The sequence below is a fragment of the Lentzea sp. NPDC055074 genome (assembly GCF_053608005.1).
Genome location: NZ_JBSGUQ010000001.1, coordinates 778,776 through 797,671, shown reverse-complemented (window position 1 = coordinate 797,671; position 18,896 = coordinate 778,776). Strand labels below are relative to the sequence as shown.

Sequence of the window (18,896 nt, the reverse complement as noted above, 5' to 3'; positions counted from 1 at the left end):
GGAGAGACATGCAACCCTGGGGTTGCGCATCCTCGGGGGGATGTGCAACTCTGGGGTTGCACTTATTCGCTGACCTGGGAGTTGTCGTGAGCGTGGACCGGATCGAACGCGAGACCCTGATCGAGGCGCCGCTGGCGCGGGTCTGGCAGCTGGTGACCGAGCCGGGGTTCTGGGTGGCCTCCCAGCCGTCCGGCACCGCGGTCGAGGGGGAGACGACGCTGTGCAGGCACGAGCAGTACGGCGAGTTCCCGGTGCGCGTCGAGACCGTGACGCCGCAGACCTACGTGTCCTACCGGTGGGCCAGCGCCTTCGGCGGGCAGGACCTGACCGCGGACAACACGACGCTGGTCGAGTTCACGCTCACGCCCGAGGGTGCGGCGACCAGGCTGAAGGTCGTCGAGAGCGGGTTCTCGCGGCTCGCGGGTCCGGAGGAGCTGCGGGAGAAGGCCCTGCGGGACAACACGGGCGGCTGGCCCGAGGTGCTCGCGGCGTTCACGAAGAAGGCCGAGAGCTAGTGGTGTGACTCAGCACGCTGGCACCGCGACAGGCCCGTCTGACCACGTGCACACCGGCAACGTGCTGAGCCGCACCACTAAGTTGAGCACGTGCCCAAATCAGCCGACCGCGGTCGCCGCACCCGAGAACAACTGATCGACGCGGCCGCCGCGCTCGTGGGCGAGGTCGGCTGGGGTGCGGTGACCACGCGGCTGGTGGCCGAACGGGCGGGCGTCAACGCCGCGCTCGTGCACTACCACTTCTCGTCGGTGTCCGAACTGCTGTCGACGGCCGCGCTGCAGTTCGCCACGCGGGCGCTGGGGGAGTCCGCGGACGCGCTGCGGGCGCTCCCGCCGGCCGAGGGGGTCGAGCGGATCTTCGAGGACCTGTCCCGCTTCACGGGCACGGACCCCGAGTCGCTGCTGCTGGCCGAGGCGTTCCTGGCCGCGCATCGGTTGCCCGGCCTGCGGGCAGGACTGTCGGCGCTGGTCGGCGACTTCCGGTCACGGATCGCCCTGTGGCTGGGCGAGGCCGGGGTCGAGGACGCCGATGGGGTCGCGTTGTTGTTGAGCGCGGCCATCGACGGGTTGGTGCTGCATCGCGCGTTGGATCCGTCAGTCGACTTTCGCGCGGTCACGGAGTCGTTCCGGCGTCTCGTCGCTGGCTGACCAGCGCGGTTCGCCTCCGGCCTCGGCGAACGCGGTCAGCGCCTCGACCAGGCCGTGCCGCAGGTGCTCGGGCATGCGGGCGACGATGGTGCTGATCTCGACGCGCCTGCGGGCCATCACCTCGCCCACGACCCGGCTGCCTTCCGCACTCGCCACGACCACGACCTCGCGTTTCGTCGCGGGGTTCGGCTCGCGGTCGACCATGCCGGACGTGATCAGCCGGTCGATCATGCGCTTGGCCGTGGACGGGTTGACCTCCAGCAGGTCCGCGAGCGCGGTGAGGCTCATCGGGCCGCGGCTGTCGAGCAGGACGACCATGCGGAGCTGCGGCAGCGTGAGCGTCTCCTCGACGGCCGCGAGCGACCGCGCCGAGACGGCCACCAGCAGGCGGGACGCGGTGAGGACCGCGTCGGTCAGATCATCGACATCGCTCACTCCCTTAGTTCTACAGGGCCCGCGTCAGGTAACGAAACGATAAACATTGCACTGTGCAACTGTCGGTGCCGTGTCGTCTGTCCGTACCTCTCGGCATGCGGATACTCCTCGTCGCTTTGCTGGTGTCGTTGCTCGGCGCGCCGCCCGCGTTCGCGCAGCAGGATCTGGGGCCCGGCTACGTGCAGACGCAGTTCGGGCCGATGGGGCCGCCCGGCCGGGACCTGCTGCAGAAGGTGGCCCTCGCGGGGTTGTGGGAGGGGCCCGCCGGCCGGATGGGGCTCGAGAAGTCGTCCAACCCGAAGGTTCAGGAAGCCGGTCGGCACCTGATCGACGGGCACGCCGACCTCGACCGGCGCACCGTCGAGCTGGCGCGGACGTTCGGCGTGCAGCTGCCGACGCGGCCCAGCGAGGCGCAGCAGGGCTGGCTGGACGAGATGCAGGCCGCGCCCGCCCGCAGTCCCGAGTTCGACCGAGTCTTCGCGAACCGGCTTCGCGCGGCGCACGGCGTGGTCTACAGGTTCCTCGCCACGGTGCGCACGGGCACGCGCAACACCGCGATCCGCGACTACGCCAAGGTCTGCATGGACACCGTGCTCGACCACATGACGGTGCTCGAGGCGACCGGGATGGTCGACTTCACCGACACCGAGGCGATCCCGCTGGCGCTCGTCGCCCAGCCGTCGTCGATCGCGCCCACCACCCCGGCGGCGCTCCCGCCGCCGAACCCACAGCTCGCCCAGCAGCGGCAACCGCAGGACGAGGGCGCCTCCGACGGAGCGATCGGATTGGGGGTGTTGGCGCTGGTGGTGGCCGGTCTCTGGTTCTGGACGAGCGGCCGGAGCAGCAGGAAGATGCACCCGTAGTGCTAGATTGGGCATATGCCTAAATCAGATGCCCAACAACGAGCGTTGATCGTCGGGGCCGGGATCGCCGGACTCACGTCCGCGTGGTGGCTGGAGCGCGCCGGGTGGGACGTCCTGGTGGTGGAGAGGGCGCCGTCGTTCCGCGCCGGCGGCTACATGATCGATTTCTTCGGGCCGGGTCACGAGGTGGCGCGGCGGATGGGGCTGCTGCCGGCGCTGGAGGAGCGGCGCGCGCCGATCTCGTCGGTGACGAGCGTCGACTCGTCGGGACGGCGGCGCGGCGAGATCTCCACCGCCGCCTACGAAGCGGTCGCGGACGGCGTGATCAGTCTGCTGCGCGGTGACCTGGCGTCCGTGGTCCGCGATGACCTGCGGGCTCCCATCCGTTATGGCACAACGGTTGTCTCTGTCGATGACGGACGCGTTGTGTTCTCCGACGGGTCTTCAGGCGAGTTCGACCTGGTCGTGGGTGCCGACGGGGTGCACTCGCGCGTGCGGGAACTCGTGTTCGGGCCGTCGTCGTCATTCGTGCGGTACCTGGGGCATCACACGGCGGCGTTCTCGTTCCGGGACAGGGCGTTGAGCGAACGGATCGGCCACCGCTACCAGATGCTGACCGTGCCGCACCGGATGATCGGCTGCTACGCCGTGCGGGACGGCTCGATGGCCGCGTTGATGCTCTACCGCTCCGACTCTCCAGAACTGCCCGCCGACCCCGCCGCGGCGCTGCGCGAACGCTTCGGCGACCTCGGCTGGGTCACGCCCTCGCTGCTCTCCGTTGTGCCGGAGGACGTGTACTACGACGAAGTGTCGCAAGTGGACATGCCGGTGTGGCGCCGCGGCAAGGTGGTGCTCGTCGGGGACGCGTGCGGGGCCGTGTCGTTGTTCGCCGGTCATGGGGCGTCGCTCGCGATGACCGGCGCGTGCGTGCTGGCGGAGGAGCTGTCCGCCGGGTTCGAGGGCGCGTTCGGGCGTTACGAGGCGCGGATGAAGCCCGCCGTGGAGCGCACCCAGGAGTTCGGGCGGCGGTTCATCGGCTGGATGGCGCCCTCGTCCGCGTTCCGGATCTCGGTGCGGGACTGGGCTTTCCGGCTCTCCGGGCTGCCCGTCGTGCGCAACCTGATCCGCGGCTCCGTCGTGCCGGACGTCGACGGCGTGTTGACACCCGCGGGCACGGCCGCCTGAGCTAACGAGCGTCGTACGTCTCTCGGTTGAGGAGCACCTCGGCGATGTGCTCCTCGGCCCACCGGCACAACGCGAGCAACGGCTCGTGCAGCGTGAGGCCGAGCTCCGTCAGCTCGTACTCGACCCGCGGCGGCACCTCGGCGTACACGTGCCGGGTGATGAGCCCGTCGCGTTCGAGGTCCCGGAGGGTCTCCGTCAGCACCTTGCCGCTGATGCCGTCGAGCCGCGTCTTCAGGTCACCGAACCGCGCCCGTCCGTTGCCCAGCACGGAGACCGCCATCGCCGTCCACTTGTTGGCGATGCGCGCCAGGCTCGTGCGCGACGGGCAGGTGGCCGCGAGCACGCTCCAGTCCGGCATGGTCTGTGACATGGCGCACATCCGTCCAATGGTTACGTTGAGGTAATTGGTTACTTTTGGTGAGCATAGGTCAACCGCAACAAAAAGGAGAAACCCATGACCACCCCGCTCGCCGTCGTCACCACCTACTTCGAGGCACTGGAGTCCGGTGACCTCGCCACCGTCTCCGCCCAGTTCGCGGACGACGTCGTGTGGCACCAGCCCGGTGACAACCGCTTCTCCGGCCTGCACCGCGGCAGCGAGGCCGTCGGAGCGATGATCGGCGGGATGATGTCCGTGTCCGAGGGCAGCTTCTCGTTGAAGCGCAACGCGCCTCTGATGGTGAACGGCGACGTCGTGGCGGCCCCGGTGCGCTGGACGGCCCAGCGGTCCGGGGCCGAGATGGACGGCGTCGGCGTCGACCTGATGCGGGTCGTGGACGGGAAGGTCGTCGAGGTGCGGCTGTTCACGGCCGACCCCGCCGAGGAGGACGCGTTCTGGGGTCGCGGCTAACGAAACGGCATGTCTGCCACCCGTCCGGGGCGGGTACCGACACACTGTGGGCGTGGAACGGGATCGCAGGTGGGCGGACAAGGGTGAGGCCATCGGGCACGGCGTGAGCTGGCTCGCGCGGTGGAGTCTGCGGACGGCGCTGGCCGCGCTCGGCTTCTGGATGGTGTTCTGGCTGATCGGGACGCTGTGGGTGGTCGTGATGCCCGTGCTGCTCGGGCTGCTGATCACCACGGTGCTGTGGCCGCCGGCGCGCTGGATGATGTCGAAGGGCCTCAACTCGGCGCTGGCGGCGACGATCGTGCTGATCGTCGGGCTCGGTGTGCTGGGCGGGGTCATCGCGGCCATCTCGTCGTCGATCGCCTCCGGTGTGCCGGAGATCGCGCAGAGCGCGCAGAAGGCCGTCACGCAGCTGCAGGACTGGGCCTCCGGGCCGCCGTTCAACCTCAAGGGCAGCGACCTCGACCGGCTCATCTCGCAGGGCGTCGACCAGATCAAGTCGAGCATCGGGTCGATCGCGGGCGGGCTGCTGACCGGCGCGGGCGCGGTGACGTCCGGCGTGGTCACGGGCCTGGTGGCGTTGCTGCTGGCGTTCTTCTTCGTCAAGGACGGCATGCGCTTCACGCCGTGGGTGCGCGGGCTGATCGGCGAGCGCGCGGGCGGTCACGTCACCACCGTGCTGGAGCGGATCTGGGTCACGCTCGGCAGCTTCATCCGCAGCCAGGCCGTGGTGTCGCTGATCGACGCGATCTTCATCGGCGCCGGCCTGCTCATCCTCGGCGTGCCGCTGGCGGTGCCGCTGGCCGCGCTGACGTTCCTCGGCGGCTTCATCCCGATCATCGGCGCGTTCATCGCCGGAGCGCTGGCCGTGCTCGTCGCGCTGGTGAGCAACGGCCTGACCACGGCCATCATCATGCTGATCATCGTGATCGTGGTGCAGCAGGTCGAGGGCAACGTGCTGCAGCCCATCCTGCAGTCGCGCAGCCTGCGCCTGCACGCGGCGGTCGTCCTGCTCGTCGTCACGGCCGGCACCTCGCTCTACGGCATCGCGGGCGCGTTCTTCTCCGTCCCGGTCGCCGCCGCGGTGGCCGTCGTGATGCGCTACCTGGGCGAAGTCATCGACGCGAGGTCCGTAATGGTTACGTCACAACCTGACGGGGATGAACCAGGCGAGACCGAACGTTCTCCTGAGTGAACCCGAGAAGAGGAGTGACACTGTGACGGAGAAGGCTGTTCTCGCGGGCGGCTGTTTCTGGGGCATGCAGGACCTGTTCCGCCGCCACCCCGGCGTCGTCTCCACGCGCGTCGGGTACACCGGCGACCCGAGCACGCCGAACGCCACGTACCGCCGCCACGGCAACCACGCCGAGGCCATCGAGATCGTGTTCGACCCCGAGCAGCTCAGCTACCGGCAGGTCCTGGAGTTCTTCTTCCAGATCCACGACCCGTCGACCCGCAACCGTCAGGGCAACGACATCGGAGCGGGCTACCGCTCGGCGATCTTCTACACCGACGACACCCAGAAGAAGGTCGCGGAGGAGACGATCGCGGCCGTCGACGCCTCCGGCAAGTGGCCGGGCAAGGTCGTCACCGAGGTCACGCAGGAGTCGGACTTCTGGCTGGCCGAGCCGGAGCACCAGGACTACCTCGAGCGCTACCCGAACGGCTACACGTGCCACTACGTGCGGCCGGAGTGGCAGCTCGGCGAGCGTTGATCGAGGTCGTGGCGCTGCACGTCTCACCCGTGCACGCCTTCGAGGGCCGTCCGCCGGACGGCCCTCGTCCCGATCCGGGGCCCGTGTCGCGCGACCACGTCGTCGTCCGCGCGGGCCTGGGCGTCGTGGGGGACCGCTACTTCAACCACCCCGCGCACCGCAACGCCGCGGTCACCTTCATCGCGGCCGAGTCGCTGGCCGCGTGGCCGGTCGATCCGCTCGTGGCACGCCGCAACGTCGTCGTGCGGGGGTTCGACGTGGACTCGCTGCCGCGCGGGACCGTGTTCGGCCTGGACAGCGGGGACGGGCCGGTGCGGTTCGAGGTCCACCGCCCGGCGAACCCCTGCGCCTGGATGGATCAGGTGATCGCTCCGGGGGCCTTCAGGGCGTTGCGGGGCAAGGGCGGGATCCGCTGCGTGCCGCTGGACGACGGGGTGCTGCGGACCGGGCATAGTGGGCGCATGAAGTGGTTGCGCCGCAAGCCGACGATCGTCACGGCGGTGAGTCTCACCTTGGTGCTGATCACCGCGGCAACCCTGTGGAACATCGCCGGCGCCCGAACGTTCCAGTTCTTCGGTGACCTGGTCGACCGCGTGGAGACCAACGAGAAGGTCGTGGCCCTGACCTTCGACGACGGCCCGGATCCCGCCGGCGCCCAGATGGTCCTGGACCTGCTGAAAGCCGAGAACGTCCCGGCCACCTTCTTCCTGATGGGCCGAGACCTGGAGAAGCACCCCGAACTGGGCCGGCGGATCGCGGAAGCCGAGCACGAGATCGGCAACCACACCTACAACCACCCGAGGATGATCGGCGTCCTGCCCGGCACCGTGGCGAAGGAGGTCGAGGACACCGACGCCCAGATCCGCAGGACCGGCTACCAAGGCGACATCCACTTCCGCCCGCCCAACGGCAAGAAGCTCTTCGCCCTGCCGCACTACCTGGAGGAACACGGCCGCACGACGGTCATGTGGGACGTGGAACCTGACTCCGCGGGCACTCCCACCGCACAGGAGATCACCCAGCGGACGCTGAAAGAGACCAAGCCGGGCTCGATCATCCTGCTCCACCCCATGTACGCGGCACGGGAACAGACCCGGCAGGCGCTCGAGCCCGTCATCACCGGGCTGAAGGAGCGCGGTTACCGGTTCCTGACGGTGTCCGCGCTCCTCAACAGCCGTTAGATCAGGTCGGCCAGCTCCACCCGGCGCAGGAACTCGCCGCGCACCCGGTCCGCCACCGCGTTCACGACCTCGGCACCGTCGGCGGAGGGGTCGACGTGCACGCGGAACGGCGGTTTCGCCGCGCCCACCACGTCCACGATCGCGTCCGCCACGGCACCGACGTCCGCCCACGACGGCTCCAGCTCCGCGAGACGGCTGCCGACCTGGTCCATCAGGCCGGGGTAGAACTCCTCGTACTCGGCGGCGCGTGAGGTGTCCGCAGGCGTGCCGGAGTGCGCGAAGTGGTTGGTGCCGTGGGTGAACGCGCCCGGCACGACGATCGTGGTCTCGATGCCGAACCGCAGCAGCTCGGCGCGGTACGAGACGGCGACCGCGTCCATGGCCGCCTTGGCCGCGAAGTACGGCGCGAGGTACGGGGGAGTGCCGCCGCGCGTCGAGCTCGAGCCGACCCACACGACGTGGCCGGAACGCCGTCCGCGCAGGTGCGGGAGGGCCGCCCGGTTCACGCGCTGCGTGCCCAGGACGTTGACGTCGTAGAGCGCCGCGTACTGCTCGGGTGTGAAGGCCTCGGCCGGGCCGGTGACCATGTGGCCCGCGTTGTGCACGACCACGTCCAGGTGCCCCTGCTCGGAGATGATCGTGCCGATCGCGGCGTCCGCCGACTCCTGCGACTGCACGTCCAGCTCGACGGCGTGCACGTCGGCCTTGTTGCCGGACCCGAAGGCCCGCAGATCGGCGACCGCGGGCGCGTTGCGGCCGGAGGTCTCCCTCATGCCCGCGTAGACGGTGTGACCGGCGAGCGCGAGCCTGCGCACCGCCAGGGCGCCGAAGCCGCTGGACGCTCCCGTGACGACGATGACCTCGCCCATCAGATGATGCCTCCGTTCGCACGAATGGTCTGGCCGTTGATCCAGCGCGCGGGACCGGCCAGGAAGGAGATGACCTCGGCGATGTCGCCGGTGGAGCCGAGACGCTCCAGCGGGGGCTGCTTCGCGAGGGTGTCGATGGTGGCCTGGTCCTTGCCGTCGAGGAACAGGTCGGTGGCCGTGGGGCCGGGGGCGACGGTGTTCACGGTGATGTCGCGGCCGCGCAGCTCCCGGGCGAGGATCAGGGTCAGCGCCTCGACGCCGCCCTTCGACATGGCGTAGGCGCCGTACTGCGGGAAGCGCAGGCCCACCACGGACGACGAGACGTTGATGACGGCGCCACCGTCACGCAGCCTGCGCGCCGCCTGCTGGGACACGACGAACGTGCCGCGGGCGTTGGTGCGCATGATCTTGTCGAACGTGTCGAGGTCCATGTCCGCGACGGTGCCGAGCGGCATGATGCCCGCGGAGTTCACGACGACGTCGACGCCGCCGAACGTCTCCTGCGCGAGGTCGAACGCGGCGGTGACGCCAACCTCGTCGCCGACGTCGGCCTGCGCGGCGACGGCTTGGCCGCCGTTCGCCCTGATCTTCTCCACGGTCTCGTCGGCGGCGGCCTTGTTGCCGGCGTACACGATGACAACGGCTGTTCCGTCGGCGGCGAGGCGCTCGGCGGCTGCCCGCCCGATGCCCCTCGATCCGCCGGTGACGATCGCTACGCGAGTCATGTCGATGCTCCTAGCTGGTGTTTCCGCTGATACCTCAATCAACGTAGCATCGATATCGAATCAGCGCTACTGCTGATGTGTTATCGTCGTTACATGGACACGAGGGAGCGTCTGGTGAGGGCCGCGGCCGACCTGCTCGTCGAGGGCGGCAAGGAAGCGGTCTCGACGCGCGCGGTCGCCGCGGCCGCGGGTGTGCAGGCACCGACGCTGTACCGCCTGTTCGGGGACAAGGACGGGCTGCTCGACGCCGTGGCGGCGTTCGGCTTCTCCGGCTACCTCGAGGACAAGCACGCGATGGGCGCGGGCGACGACCCCGTGGACGACCTGCGCCGGGGCTGGGACCTGCACATCGGCTTCGGCCTGGCGCGTCCCGCGTTCTACCTGCTGATGTACGGCGAGCCGCGCAAGCGCGCGGCGCGGCTGGAGGCGGACTCGATGCTCCGCGAGATCATCGGCCGCATCGCGGCGGCGGGCCGCCTGACGGTCCCGGTGGAGCAGGCGGCGCAGTTCGTGCACGCGACGGGGCTGGGTGTGGTGCTGGCGCTCATCGCGACGCCGGAGGCGGACCGCGACCTGGGGCTCATCACGTTCACGCGCGAGAACGTGATCAGGGCGATCACGGCGGACGCCTCACCGGGCGGCCCGACGGACATCCCGAGCCGCGCGATCGCGCTCAGGGCCGCACTGCAGGAGGACCCGCCCCGGATGCTCTCGCACGCGGAACGGGTCCTCCTGGCCGAGTGGCTCGACCGAGTGGCGAAGTGACCTAAGCGTTCGGGTCGAACGCGATCCCGGCCGGCTTGGCCTGGCCGAGGTTGTGGTTGAACGCGCCGTCCTTGATCGCCAGGGACGCGCTGCCGAAGTTCGCGTTCACGAGCTTGTCGCGCACCCCGGCGGGGAAGCGGTCCCAGCTGACCAGGTCGGGGTACTGGTAGACCCCGTAGTGGTTCTCCGCCTGCTCACCCGCGCCCGCGAGCCGGAAGCAGTGCGTGCTGGCACCGTCCTTGTGGTAGATGATCTTCGGGTGGGTGCCTTCCCACTGCACGTTCGCGCGCGGGTGGGTCTTGTACTTGCCGTGCTCCGACGTCGAGACGTACTGGGCCACGTCGTTCTGCACCCAGACCACCACGTGCTCGATGTCGTGGCGGTGACCGCAGCAGTCCCAGATCGGGACGGCCTGGTCCTTCTCGAAGTACAGGTCGTACAGGTAGGCGCACCAGCCGTTGTTGCACTTGGACCGGCTGTAGGAGTTGGTGTTGTCCAGGTCGGACTGGTCGTGGCAGTTGCCGTTCAGCGCGCCCGAGTTCTTCAGGCCGGGCGCGATGTCACCGTTCGGCGAGATCGCCGGCGTGGGGTAGCAGCCGTCGCCGTCGTAGTCGAACGCCGGCTGCCACCTGCCGTCGGCCTCCTCGAAGTTCGCGGGGATGGCCCGGGGCGGGTCGGCGAGCGCGATGCCGGGGAACAGTGCCGTGATCAGCAGGGCGCCGGCGAGCGCGGTCAGGAGCTTCTTCCTCAACTTCAGGCCTCCGGATGTGCAGGGGAGCGGAGAGGCGTGCGAGGCAGAAGGTGGTACATGAACCACGTTCACGTCTAGGTGGTTCGCCAAATCTTTGCCATACCGGGAAATTCACAACCTCGGGACGGAATCGATCCCGTCCCGAGGTCGCGCTCTCATCAGCCCAGCTCTGACCGCATGCGACGCGCCGCGGCGACCAGGTTCCGCAACGCGGGCTCCACCTCGGCGTAACCGCGCGTCTTCAGTCCGCAGTCGGGGTTGATCCACAAACGTTCACCCGGCACCGCGCGCACCGCCTCGGTGATCAGCGAGACGATCTCGTCCTCGCCCGGCACCAGCGGCGAGTGGATGTCGTAGACGCCGGGACCGATGCCGCGCGGGAACTCCAGGTCCTCCAGGATCTCCATCTTGGACCGCGCGGCCTCGATCGTCGTGACGTCGGCGTCGAGGTCGGAGATCGCGCCGATCACCTCGCCGAACTCCGAGTAGCACAGGTGGGTGTGCACCTGGGTGCCCGTCGTGGCGCCCGAGGTGGCGAGCCGGAACGCGCCGACCGACCACTCCAGGTACGCGGGCTGGTCCTTCCGGCGCAACGGGAGCAGCTCGCGCAACGCCGGTTCGTCGACCTGGACCACGCGGATCCCGGCGGCCTCCAGGTCGCGGATCTCGTCCCGCAGCGCCAGCGCCACCTGGGCCGCCGTGTCGGCCAGCGGCTGGTCGTCGCGCACGAACGACCACGCGAGGATCGTCACCGGGCCGGTCAGCATGCCCTTGACCGGCTTGGAGGTCAGCGACTGCGCGTACGTGCTCCACGGCACCGTCATCGGCTTCGGGCGCGAGACGTCGCCGTGGATGATCGGCGGCCGCACGCACCTCGACCCGTACGACTGCACCCACGCGAACTCCGTGCTGGCGAAGCCCTCCAGGTGCTCGGCGAAGTACTGGACCATGTCGTTGCGCTCGGGCTCGCCGTGCACCAGCACGTCGAGGCCGATGTCCTCCTGCAGGCCGATCACGCGACCGATCTCGTCGCGCATCCGCTGCCCGTACTCGTCCTCGGTGATCTCGCCGCCGCGGACCGCCGCGCGCGCCCTGCGGAGGTCACCGGTCTGCGGGAACGAGCCGATCGTCGTGGTCGCGAGCGGCGGCAGTCCCAGCCGGGCCTGTTGCGCGGCGGCACGTTCCTCGTAGGGCGCGCGGACGCGGTGTTCCGGCCGCAGCGACTCGACGCGCGCCCGGACGTGGTCGTCACGGTGCGGGCTCGGCACCGGGCGCTTCGCCTCGTCCGTCCACGCGCCGCCGGCCTCGCCGCGCAGGGCGTTGCCCAGCACCACGATCTCGCGGACCTTCTGCCGCGCGAACGCCAACCGCGCCTGCACGTCCGGTTCTAGGTTCTCGGCCTCCAGGTCGTACGGCACGTGCAGCAGCGTCGAGGACGACGAGACGACGACCTCGCGCGCGAACCCCAGCAACGACACGGCTTTCGCCAACGCCGCGTGCAGGTCGGTGCGCCACACGTTGCGGCCGTCGACCAGCCCGGCGACGAGGATCTTGTCGCGCAGCGCGGGGATCGCGACCGGCGTGTCCGGCGCGCTGACGAGGTCGAGGCCGATCGCCTCGACCGGCGACTGGGCGAGGATCGGCAACGCCTCGCCCAGGTCGCCGTAGTAGCCGGTGACGAGCAGCTTCGGCCGGCCGGGCAGGCCACCCAGCGTGCGGTAGGCCCGCTTCAGGGCGTCGAGCTCGGCGGGGCTGCGGTCGGCGGCGAACGCCGGTTCGTCGAGCTGCACCCACCCGACGCCCTCGACCCTCAGCCGGCCGAGCAGCTCGACGTAGACCTCCAGCAGGCCGTCGAGCAGCGTCACCGGGTCGAAGCCCGGCGTGGTGCCCTTGGCCAGCAACAGGAACGTCACCGGGCCGAGCAGCACCGGCCTGGTCGTGACGCCGAGGGCGCGGGCCTCGCGGTACTCGGCGACCGGCCTGTCACCGGAGAGGCGGAACTCGGTGTCCGGGCCCAGCTCCGGCACCAGGTAGTGGTAGTTCGTGTCGAACCACTTCGTCAGCTCCAGGGCCGCGGCGCCGTTCCGGCCGCGTGCCGCCGCGAAGTAGGTGTCCAGTTCGGACAGACCCAGGTCGCGGAACCGTTGCGGGATCACGCCGAACAGCTGGGCGGTGTCGAGCACCTGGTCGTAGAACGAGAACGTGCCGGACGGGATCGAGTCCAGTTCGGACAGTTCGGCCCAGGTCTGAGCCCTGAGCCGTCGCGCGGTCTCCCGCAGGGCGGCTTCGTCGATCGTCTCGGCCCAGTACCGCTCGACCGCGCGCTTCAGTTCGCGCTTCGGTCCGATCCGGGGGTAGCCGAGAACGGTGCTGCCGATGGTCACAGGCTCTCTCCTCGCGAGCGTGCGGAAGCACCGGAGTCCCACGAGCAGCGCAGCACGGAAGCCGCACCCGTCAGCCCGCCCGAGAGGCTCCGGAGCACCGCGCACCGGGTTCGGTGCACGGACCTGCGGCAGGTCTTCGGACTCGTGGGCGCCGTGCACACTCCTACCGGCCGTCGCTTCCCAGGTCTCCCGACCCAGTGCTGTTGACGGCTTTCGTTCCCACTCACCGCTGCGGGGCAGTCCCGGACTCGCACCGGGTTCCCTTTTGCTCCACCCCGGAGGACCGGGGTGAACCGCTGGCGTGATCGAGACTAGCGGGCCGCGCCGAGCATGCCCAGCGCCATGTCGGCGTACTGGATGGTGAGATCGCTCAACCCGGACGAGGAACGGATCCGCCACCGCCGCATCGCGTTCTACCGCCGCCTCGGCGCCGTGCTGCTACCCGTCAACGGCTACCCGCCGCCGCAGGGCAGCGCCGGCTACCCGACGCTGCTGACGGCCGCGGACCACGAGCCCCGGTCCCCGGCCGCCGCCGACGACCTCGAACGGATCGTGGTCGCCGTCCACGGGCACCGGCACGGGATCGCGCCGACCGACCCGTGGTGACCGGGACGTCGCGGCTCAGCGCCGTCTCACCCGCGGGCTGAGCCGACCTTCCAGTAACCGCTGAACATGATCGCCTTTCGGTCCACCCCGCGGTCCTTGACGAGGTGCCGCCGCACCCCGGTCGCGAGCGCCGACTCCCCGCACGCCCAGGCGTACTCCACAGTGGACAGCGCCTTGTCCTGGATCGCCTCGACCACAGCGGATCCGGGCTCGCCGTCCCCGCGGAACACCCACTCCGCGTCGAGGTCGACCCGGTACGACTCGTCCGGCACCTCGGCGAACACGTGCACCGGCCGGGTCTCGGCCTCGAGGATCGCCGCGAGCGCGGGCAACGCCGTCTCATCGGCCGCGAGCAGCACGGCCCCCTCGGCGGGCGGCCGGTAGGCCGAGCCACCGGCGCGGAACCCCGCCTCGTCCCCGGCGCTCGCCCGCCGCGCCCACCGCGTGCCGGGCCCGGCGTCACCGTGCACGACGAAGTCGACGTCGATCTCGGCGACCTCGGGCCGGTGCGCGCGCACCGTGTACCAGCGCAGGTCGGGCCGCGTCTCCTCCGGCATCGCGCGCAACGACGTGCGGACGTTGATGCGGTCGTCGGCCGGCATGACGAGCTCGCGGCCCGTCGCCATCAGCAGCCCGAAGTACTCGTCCGGCCCCGTGACCGCGAACGACTCGAACTCCGGCGCGTGGAAGGTGATCCGGCGCATGTGGTCGCCGAGCTCGCTCACCGCCGTCACGGACATGACGAACTGGTCGAAGACCTCGCGACGGTTCGCGGGCGCCATCATCATCTCGGCGGCCTTGGTGGCGGCCTTGACGGTGAACCGTTCGAAGGCGGAGTAGCGCGACATGCCCGCACCGTACACGTTTGGTTAGGCTTACCTAAATAGTCGGGCGAAATCGAGACCGAGGGCGCACACTGCGGACATGTTCCCCAGGACCGCGCAACAACAATGGTGGTTCGAAGAGCCCGAGAGCAGGAACCGCAGCCAGGCCATCGGACTGCGGCTCGCCATCGCCTACCACCAGCGCGACGCCGAGCGCGTCGAGAGGCTGATGCCGCGCGACCGGGACGAGACCTGGCTGGTGATGGGCGCGCTGGAGAACGGCCTGCTGGCGCTCAACCAGATCTACCCGCCCGGCCCGCCGGACGAGGTGTGGGAGCGGGTCACCCCGATCATCGACGCCGGCGCGCCCAAGGGGGTGGCGGCGCGCACCCGCGCCCTGCTCGCGGCCATGTCCCACGCGATGTACAACGCGACCTTGGGGGAGGTGTACGAGCGCAAGGAGGAGGATCCGTACACGGGGGCGCACCTGTACGCGGCGATCACGGCCATGCGGGCGGCCGAGCACGAGGACGGGGTGCGTCGGATGCAGGAGCGGGCGGACGAGCTGGACCCGCCGCGGTGACGTTCTTCCCGGTTTGACCTGGGGAAACGGGCGTGAGGCGCAGCTAACAACCACCCCGACGTGCATTGTCATACATCGTCGTGCATAATTCTCAACGTGTCCAAGGTGCTCACTTCACTTCCCGCCGGCGAACGCGTCGGCATCGCCTTCTCCGGTGGTCTCGACACCTCCGTCGCGGTCGCGTGGATGCGTGAGAAGGGCGCTGTGCCCTGCACGTACACCGCGGACATCGGCCAGTACGACGAGCCCGAGATCGACACGGTCCCGAGCCGCGCCGGTACCTACGGTGCCGAGATCGCGCGTCTGGTCGACTGCCGCTCCGCGCTCGTCGAGGAAGGTCTCGCGGCGCTCGCCTGCGGCGCGTTCCACATCCGGTCCGGTGGCCGCGCGTACTTCAACACGACTCCGCTCGGGCGGGCCGTCACGGGCACCATGCTCGTGCGCGCCATGCTCGACGACGACGTGCAGATCTGGGGCGACGGCTCCACCTACAAGGGCAACGACATCGAGCGGTTCTACCGCTACGGCCTGCTCGCGAACCCGTCGCTGCGGATCTACAAGCCGTGGCTCGACGCCGCGTTCGTGACGGAGCTCGGCGGCCGCAAGGAGATGTCCGAGTGGCTGCTCGAGCGTGACCTGCCGTACCGGTCGAGCGTCGAGAAGGCGTACTCGACCGACGCGAACATCTGGGGCGCGACGCACGAGGCCAAGTCGCTCGAGCTGCTCAACGAGGGCATCGAGATCGTCGAGCCGATCATGGGCGTCAAGTTCTGGGACCCGTCGGTCGAGATCGCGACCGAGGACGTCACCATCGGCTTCGACCAGGGCCGGCCGGTCACCATCAACGGCAAGGAGTTCGGCGACGCCGTCGACCTCGTGCTGGAGGCGAACGCCATCGGTGGCCGCCACGGGCTCGGCATGTCCGACCAGATCGAGAACCGCATCATCGAGGCCAAGAGCCGCGGCATCTACGAGGCGCCCGGCATGGCGCTGCTCTACATCGCCTACGACCGTCTCGTGAACGCGATCCACAACGAGGACACCGTCGCGGCGTACCACAACGAGGGCCGCAAGCTCGGCAGGCTGCTGTACGAGGGCCGCTGGCTCGACCCGCAGTCGCTGATGCTGCGCGAGTCGCTGCAGCGCTGGGTCGGCGCCGCGATCACCGGCGAGGTCACGCTGCGGCTGCGCCGGGGCGACGACTACTCGATCCTCGACACGTCCGGCCCGGCGTTCAGCTACCACCCGGACAAGCTGTCGATGGAGCGCACCGAGGACTCGGCCTTCGGCCCCGTCGACCGCATCGGCCAGCTGACCATGCGCAACCTCGACATCGCGGACTCGCGCGCCAAGCTGGAGCTCTTCGCGGGCCTCGGCATGGTCGGCACCCGCCAGTCGGCGCTCATCTCCGCCCAGCCCGAGCCGACGCAGCTGATCGGCGACGTGCCGGACGGCGGCGCGGAGGCCATCGCCTCGCGCGGTGAGGTGTCGGAGGCCGACGAGCTGCTCGACGCGGCGGCCATGGAGTTCGGCACGGACTGATCACGAAGCGGCGGGGCGGGGCGACCACGGGTCGCCCCGCCCCGTTCGCGTCAGGTCCGCGTCCTCAGGTTTGGGGCCACATCGAGTAGATGACGTTCTCCGCGTCGGCGCACACGACCTGCGGCATGATCCCCTCGGCGACCTGGTTGCAGGACATCGGCCCGATCTCGACCGGCGGCAACCCGGTCTTCGGCTCCGACCGCTGCGCGTAGTAGTCGAACAGCACCGCCCCGGCCTGGTCGCAGGTGAGCCTGCCCGCCGGGGTCTCCACCACTACGGCCAGCATCGGTTTGCCGAGCGCGCCGGTGAACGGCCGCTCGCAGAACTGCGAGGGCAGGCTCTCGTACTCGTCCGGCGACACGCCGTTCAGAGCGGTCGCCGCCGCAGTGGTCGTCGGCGCCGCGGTCTCCTGCTGACCGGTCGTCTCCTGAGGACTGGTCGTCTCCTGGGGAGTGGTGGCCGAACCGGACCCGGTGACCTCCGGGGTGCAGCCCGCCACGAGCACGGCGGCGAGCAGAGCTGTGATCGAGAACCTCATGCCCCCGAGGTCGGCCGCACCCCCGGCATCGTTACCCCGCTAGGGTTGCGGCTTGTGTCGATCGAGGCTGAGCGGGCGAGGCCCGCGGTCCTGCTGAACCCGCTCGAAGGCGACCCGACGGACGCCGACAGCCACATCGGCGGCCCGATGCTGTGGCCGATCGACGACCCCTGGCCGCGGTGCGAGGACGCGTCCCACACCCCGGAACCGTTCGTCGGCGCCGTGCAGCTCTACCAGCGCGAGTTCCCGGAGCTGCCGTTCCCCGGCGGCACGGACCTGCTCCAGGTCTTCCTCTGCACGCTCCACCACGACCTCCCACACGCCTGCGGCCCGGCCGTCCGTCTCGTGTGGCGCGACTCCACGACGGTGGTCGAGCTGATCGAGGAGGAGCCGGAACCGTCGGCGCAGGAGGAGATCTACGTCCCGACGGTGAACGTGCTCGAACCGATCCGGTACACCGAGCACGAGTCGAAGGTCTCCGGCGGCACGAAGATCGGCGGCTTCACGCCGTGGTGGCAGAGCGGCCCGATCGAGTTCGAGTGCCCGGAGTGCGGCGCCGGGCAACGCCAGACCCTCTCGCTCGCCACCCACGAACCGTCCGGTGACGACGTCGAGTGGGAGTTCGGCCGCGAGGGCAACCTGAACGTCCTCACGTGCACGAAGGACGTCCGGCACCCGATCACGACGCACGTCGACTGAGCGCCGCCACCCCTCCCAGCATCACGAGCACGATCGCGGCGAACCACGCCATCACCGTCGTCGGCGCGAGGAACCGCGTCGCCAGCCCGATCGACAGCGACGGCACGCTCAGCCCCAGGTAGGCGACGAAGAACAGGCCCGCCAGCGCCTCGCCGCGCTTCTCCGGCGCGGCCATCGCCGACACCGCCGCGACCGACGCCTTGAACTGCACGCCCGCCCCGACCCCGGCCACCGCGCCGCCGAGCAGGAACAACGGGAAGCTCGTCGCGTACATCCCGGCGACGACCAGCAGCAGGCCGATCGCCTGCCCGCCCAGGCCGAGCCGGCGCCTCGAAAGGACCGGCAGGCCTCCCGTCACCGTCTGCGCGAAGGCCGCGCCACCGAACACGACGAACACCACGAGCCCGGCCAGCAGCCGTGACGGGTGGTGCAGCTCGCCCGCCACGAAGCCCGGCGCGACGGACGTGAACACGCCGAACACCGCGAACGCCGTGAAAGCGCCCAGGGCCGCGGGGAGGTGGTTGGCGCTGATCCGCTGTGGACGGTACGAGAACCGGGAGCGCACAACGGTTTCCGGCGTGAGGGCCACGGCGACGACGCTCACCGCGAGCAGCGCGGCCAGCACGACGTAGGGAGTGCTCAGCGGCGAGGTCGCGTACTGCGCGAGCACCCCGGCGACCAGGGCTCCGACGCCGAGACCGCCGATGTTCGCGGCCGTCGACACGATCTCGAACCGGCGTGGTGAGGCTCCGGGGCGGTGCCGTGCGTGCAGGTCGTGGAGGTAGGCGGTGGCGGTCGCGGCGATCATGCCGACGCCCAGGCCGTTGACCACGCGCGCGACGACCAGGACCGGCAGCGAGGTGCCGGACAGGAACAGCAGCGCGGAGACGATCTCCAAGCCCAGCGCGGGGACGAGCACGGTCTTGCGACCCAGCCGGTCCGACACGTGGCCCGCCAGCACGAGGCTGATGACCACGCCGACCGCGAACGCGGCGAACACGACGGTGATCGCGAACGTCGAGAAGCCCTCGCGGGCCACGTAGAGAGGGAACAGCGGGGCCGGGACGGTCGAGTAGGCCATCGCGACGAGGAACGAGAAGGCGACGGCCCAGAACCCGCGCCCGTGGTGCTTGCTGACGACAGGCGGTGTGACCGGTGAATCAAGAACGACGGACATGCTCCGACTGTGCGGACCAGCAAGCATCACGTCCAACGAAAGTT

General features: G+C 70.1%; 22 protein-coding genes and 1 riboswitch. Of the genes, 13 read left to right on the top strand and 9 right to left on the bottom strand.

The window, feature by feature from the left end; all coding sequences use genetic code 11:
• Window positions 1-86 precede the first annotated feature (86 nt).
• A complete protein-coding gene (locus ACWF7A_RS03730) occupies window positions 87-515 on the top strand; it encodes an SRPBCC domain-containing protein (RefSeq protein ID WP_452248851.1) in 429 nt (142 codons plus the stop codon).
• Between the two features lie 90 nt (window positions 516-605).
• Window positions 606-1,163, top strand: coding sequence for a TetR/AcrR family transcriptional regulator (locus ACWF7A_RS03725; RefSeq protein ID WP_452248850.1), 558 nt, complete (start codon window positions 606-608; stop codon window positions 1,161-1,163).
• Here ACWF7A_RS03725 and ACWF7A_RS03720 read toward each other — a convergent pair.
• Window positions 1,110-1,598, bottom strand: a complete 489-nt coding sequence (locus ACWF7A_RS03720) for a MarR family winged helix-turn-helix transcriptional regulator (protein ID WP_452248849.1) — start codon at window positions 1,596-1,598, stop codon at window positions 1,110-1,112. The two genes, ACWF7A_RS03725 and ACWF7A_RS03720, sit on opposite strands and share 54 nt — an antisense overlap.
• Window positions 1,599-1,693: 95 nt before the next feature.
• Here ACWF7A_RS03720 and ACWF7A_RS03715 point away from each other — a divergent pair, with 95 nt between their 5' ends.
• Window positions 1,694-2,461 (top strand): DUF4142 domain-containing protein, encoded by a 768-nt coding sequence (locus ACWF7A_RS03715; protein ID WP_452248848.1) that lies wholly within the window; start codon window positions 1,694-1,696, stop codon window positions 2,459-2,461.
• A 15-nt stretch (window positions 2,462-2,476) separates the two neighbouring features.
• On the top strand, window positions 2,477-3,646 hold the full coding sequence (locus ACWF7A_RS03710) for an FAD-dependent oxidoreductase (protein WP_452248847.1): 1,170 nt from the start codon (window positions 2,477-2,479) through the stop codon (window positions 3,644-3,646).
• A gap of 1 nt (window position 3,647) precedes the next feature.
• On the opposite strand, the gene ACWF7A_RS03705 is transcribed toward ACWF7A_RS03710, so the two are convergent.
• Window positions 3,648-4,016: a winged helix-turn-helix transcriptional regulator gene (locus ACWF7A_RS03705; protein WP_452248846.1), complete on the bottom strand. Its 369-nt coding sequence runs from the start codon at window positions 4,014-4,016 to the stop codon at window positions 3,648-3,650.
• Window positions 4,017-4,100: 84 nt separating this feature from the next.
• Here ACWF7A_RS03705 and ACWF7A_RS03700 point away from each other — a divergent pair, with 84 nt between their 5' ends.
• The 4 genes from ACWF7A_RS03700 to ACWF7A_RS03685 are packed head-to-tail and all read left to right on the top strand — an operon-like array spanning window position 4,101 to window position 7,389.
• Window positions 4,101-4,496 carry a nuclear transport factor 2 family protein gene (locus ACWF7A_RS03700; RefSeq protein ID WP_452248845.1) on the top strand — a complete coding sequence of 132 codons (396 nt, stop codon included), beginning with the start codon at window positions 4,101-4,103 and terminating at the stop codon, window positions 4,494-4,496.
• Between the two features lie 52 nt (window positions 4,497-4,548).
• Window positions 4,549-5,688: an AI-2E family transporter gene (locus ACWF7A_RS03695; protein WP_452248844.1), complete on the top strand. Its 1,140-nt coding sequence runs from the start codon at window positions 4,549-4,551 to the stop codon at window positions 5,686-5,688.
• 22 nt (window positions 5,689-5,710) lie between these two features.
• Entirely contained in the window at window positions 5,711-6,208 is a 498-nt protein-coding gene (msrA, locus tag ACWF7A_RS03690) for a peptide-methionine (S)-S-oxide reductase MsrA (protein ID WP_452248843.1), read from the top strand.
• Complete coding sequence (locus ACWF7A_RS03685) at window positions 6,187-7,389, top strand: polysaccharide deacetylase family protein (protein ID WP_452248842.1); 1,203 nt, start codon at window positions 6,187-6,189, stop codon at window positions 7,387-7,389. Before msrA ends, ACWF7A_RS03685 begins: the two co-directional genes overlap by 22 nt.
• Here the strand turns inward: ACWF7A_RS03685 and ACWF7A_RS03680 are convergent.
• Both ACWF7A_RS03680 and ACWF7A_RS03675 read right to left on the bottom strand, forming a co-directional pair.
• On the bottom strand, window positions 7,386-8,258 hold the full coding sequence (locus tag ACWF7A_RS03680; protein WP_452248841.1) for an SDR family NAD(P)-dependent oxidoreductase: 873 nt from the start codon (window positions 8,256-8,258) through the stop codon (window positions 7,386-7,388). The two genes, ACWF7A_RS03685 and ACWF7A_RS03680, sit on opposite strands and share 4 nt — an antisense overlap.
• Window positions 8,258-8,983: an SDR family oxidoreductase gene (locus ACWF7A_RS03675; RefSeq protein WP_452248840.1), complete on the bottom strand. Its 726-nt coding sequence runs from the start codon at window positions 8,981-8,983 to the stop codon at window positions 8,258-8,260. The genes ACWF7A_RS03680 and ACWF7A_RS03675 overlap by 1 nt, the downstream gene beginning before the upstream one ends.
• Window positions 8,984-9,076: 93 nt before the next feature.
• Here ACWF7A_RS03675 and ACWF7A_RS03670 point away from each other — a divergent pair, with 93 nt between their 5' ends.
• A complete protein-coding gene (locus tag ACWF7A_RS03670) occupies window positions 9,077-9,748 on the top strand; it encodes a TetR/AcrR family transcriptional regulator (RefSeq protein ID WP_452248839.1) in 672 nt (223 codons plus the stop codon).
• A 1-nt stretch (window position 9,749) separates the two neighbouring features.
• Here the strand turns inward: ACWF7A_RS03670 and ACWF7A_RS03665 are convergent, their stop codons facing one another.
• Window positions 9,750-10,499, bottom strand: a complete 750-nt coding sequence (locus tag ACWF7A_RS03665) for an NPP1 family protein (RefSeq protein WP_452248838.1) — start codon at window positions 10,497-10,499, stop codon at window positions 9,750-9,752.
• A 158-nt stretch (window positions 10,500-10,657) separates the two neighbouring features.
• Entirely contained in the window at window positions 10,658-12,883 is a 2,226-nt protein-coding gene (metE, locus tag ACWF7A_RS03660) for a 5-methyltetrahydropteroyltriglutamate--homocysteine S-methyltransferase (protein WP_452248837.1), read from the bottom strand.
• A 110-nt stretch (window positions 12,884-12,993) separates the two neighbouring features.
• A riboswitch (cobalamin riboswitch) is annotated at window positions 12,994-13,196 on the bottom strand.
• 29 nt (window positions 13,197-13,225) lie between these two features.
• Between metE and ACWF7A_RS03655 the strand changes: the two genes are divergently transcribed.
• Window positions 13,226-13,489: a hypothetical protein gene (locus ACWF7A_RS03655; protein ID WP_452248836.1), complete on the top strand. Its 264-nt coding sequence runs from the start codon at window positions 13,226-13,228 to the stop codon at window positions 13,487-13,489.
• Between the two features lie 26 nt (window positions 13,490-13,515).
• On the opposite strand, the gene ACWF7A_RS03650 is transcribed toward ACWF7A_RS03655, so the two are convergent.
• The gene (locus ACWF7A_RS03650) at window positions 13,516-14,337 is read right to left on the bottom strand and encodes a siderophore-interacting protein (protein WP_452248835.1); all 822 of its coding nucleotides are present in this window, start codon (window positions 14,335-14,337) and stop codon (window positions 13,516-13,518) included.
• Between the two features lie 76 nt (window positions 14,338-14,413).
• Between ACWF7A_RS03650 and ACWF7A_RS03645 the strand changes: the two genes are divergently transcribed.
• Entirely contained in the window at window positions 14,414-14,896 is a 483-nt protein-coding gene (locus ACWF7A_RS03645) for a hypothetical protein (protein WP_452248834.1), read from the top strand.
• 96 nt (window positions 14,897-14,992) lie between these two features.
• Window positions 14,993-16,438 carry an argininosuccinate synthase gene (argG, locus tag ACWF7A_RS03640; protein WP_452248833.1) on the top strand — a complete coding sequence of 482 codons (1,446 nt, stop codon included), beginning with the start codon at window positions 14,993-14,995 and terminating at the stop codon, window positions 16,436-16,438.
• A gap of 64 nt (window positions 16,439-16,502) precedes the next feature.
• Here the strand turns inward: argG and ACWF7A_RS03635 are convergent, their stop codons facing one another.
• Entirely contained in the window at window positions 16,503-16,976 is a 474-nt protein-coding gene (locus tag ACWF7A_RS03635; RefSeq protein WP_452248832.1) for a hypothetical protein, read from the bottom strand.
• Between the two features lie 54 nt (window positions 16,977-17,030).
• Here ACWF7A_RS03635 and ACWF7A_RS03630 point away from each other — a divergent pair, with 54 nt between their 5' ends.
• Window positions 17,031-17,675 carry a hypothetical protein gene (locus ACWF7A_RS03630; protein ID WP_452248831.1) on the top strand — a complete coding sequence of 215 codons (645 nt, stop codon included), beginning with the start codon at window positions 17,031-17,033 and terminating at the stop codon, window positions 17,673-17,675.
• Here the strand turns inward: ACWF7A_RS03630 and ACWF7A_RS03625 are convergent.
• Complete coding sequence (locus ACWF7A_RS03625) at window positions 17,656-18,852, bottom strand: MFS transporter (RefSeq protein ID WP_452248830.1); 1,197 nt, start codon at window positions 18,850-18,852, stop codon at window positions 17,656-17,658. The genes ACWF7A_RS03630 and ACWF7A_RS03625 overlap by 20 nt on opposite strands.
• Window positions 18,853-18,896: the final 44 nt, after the last annotated feature.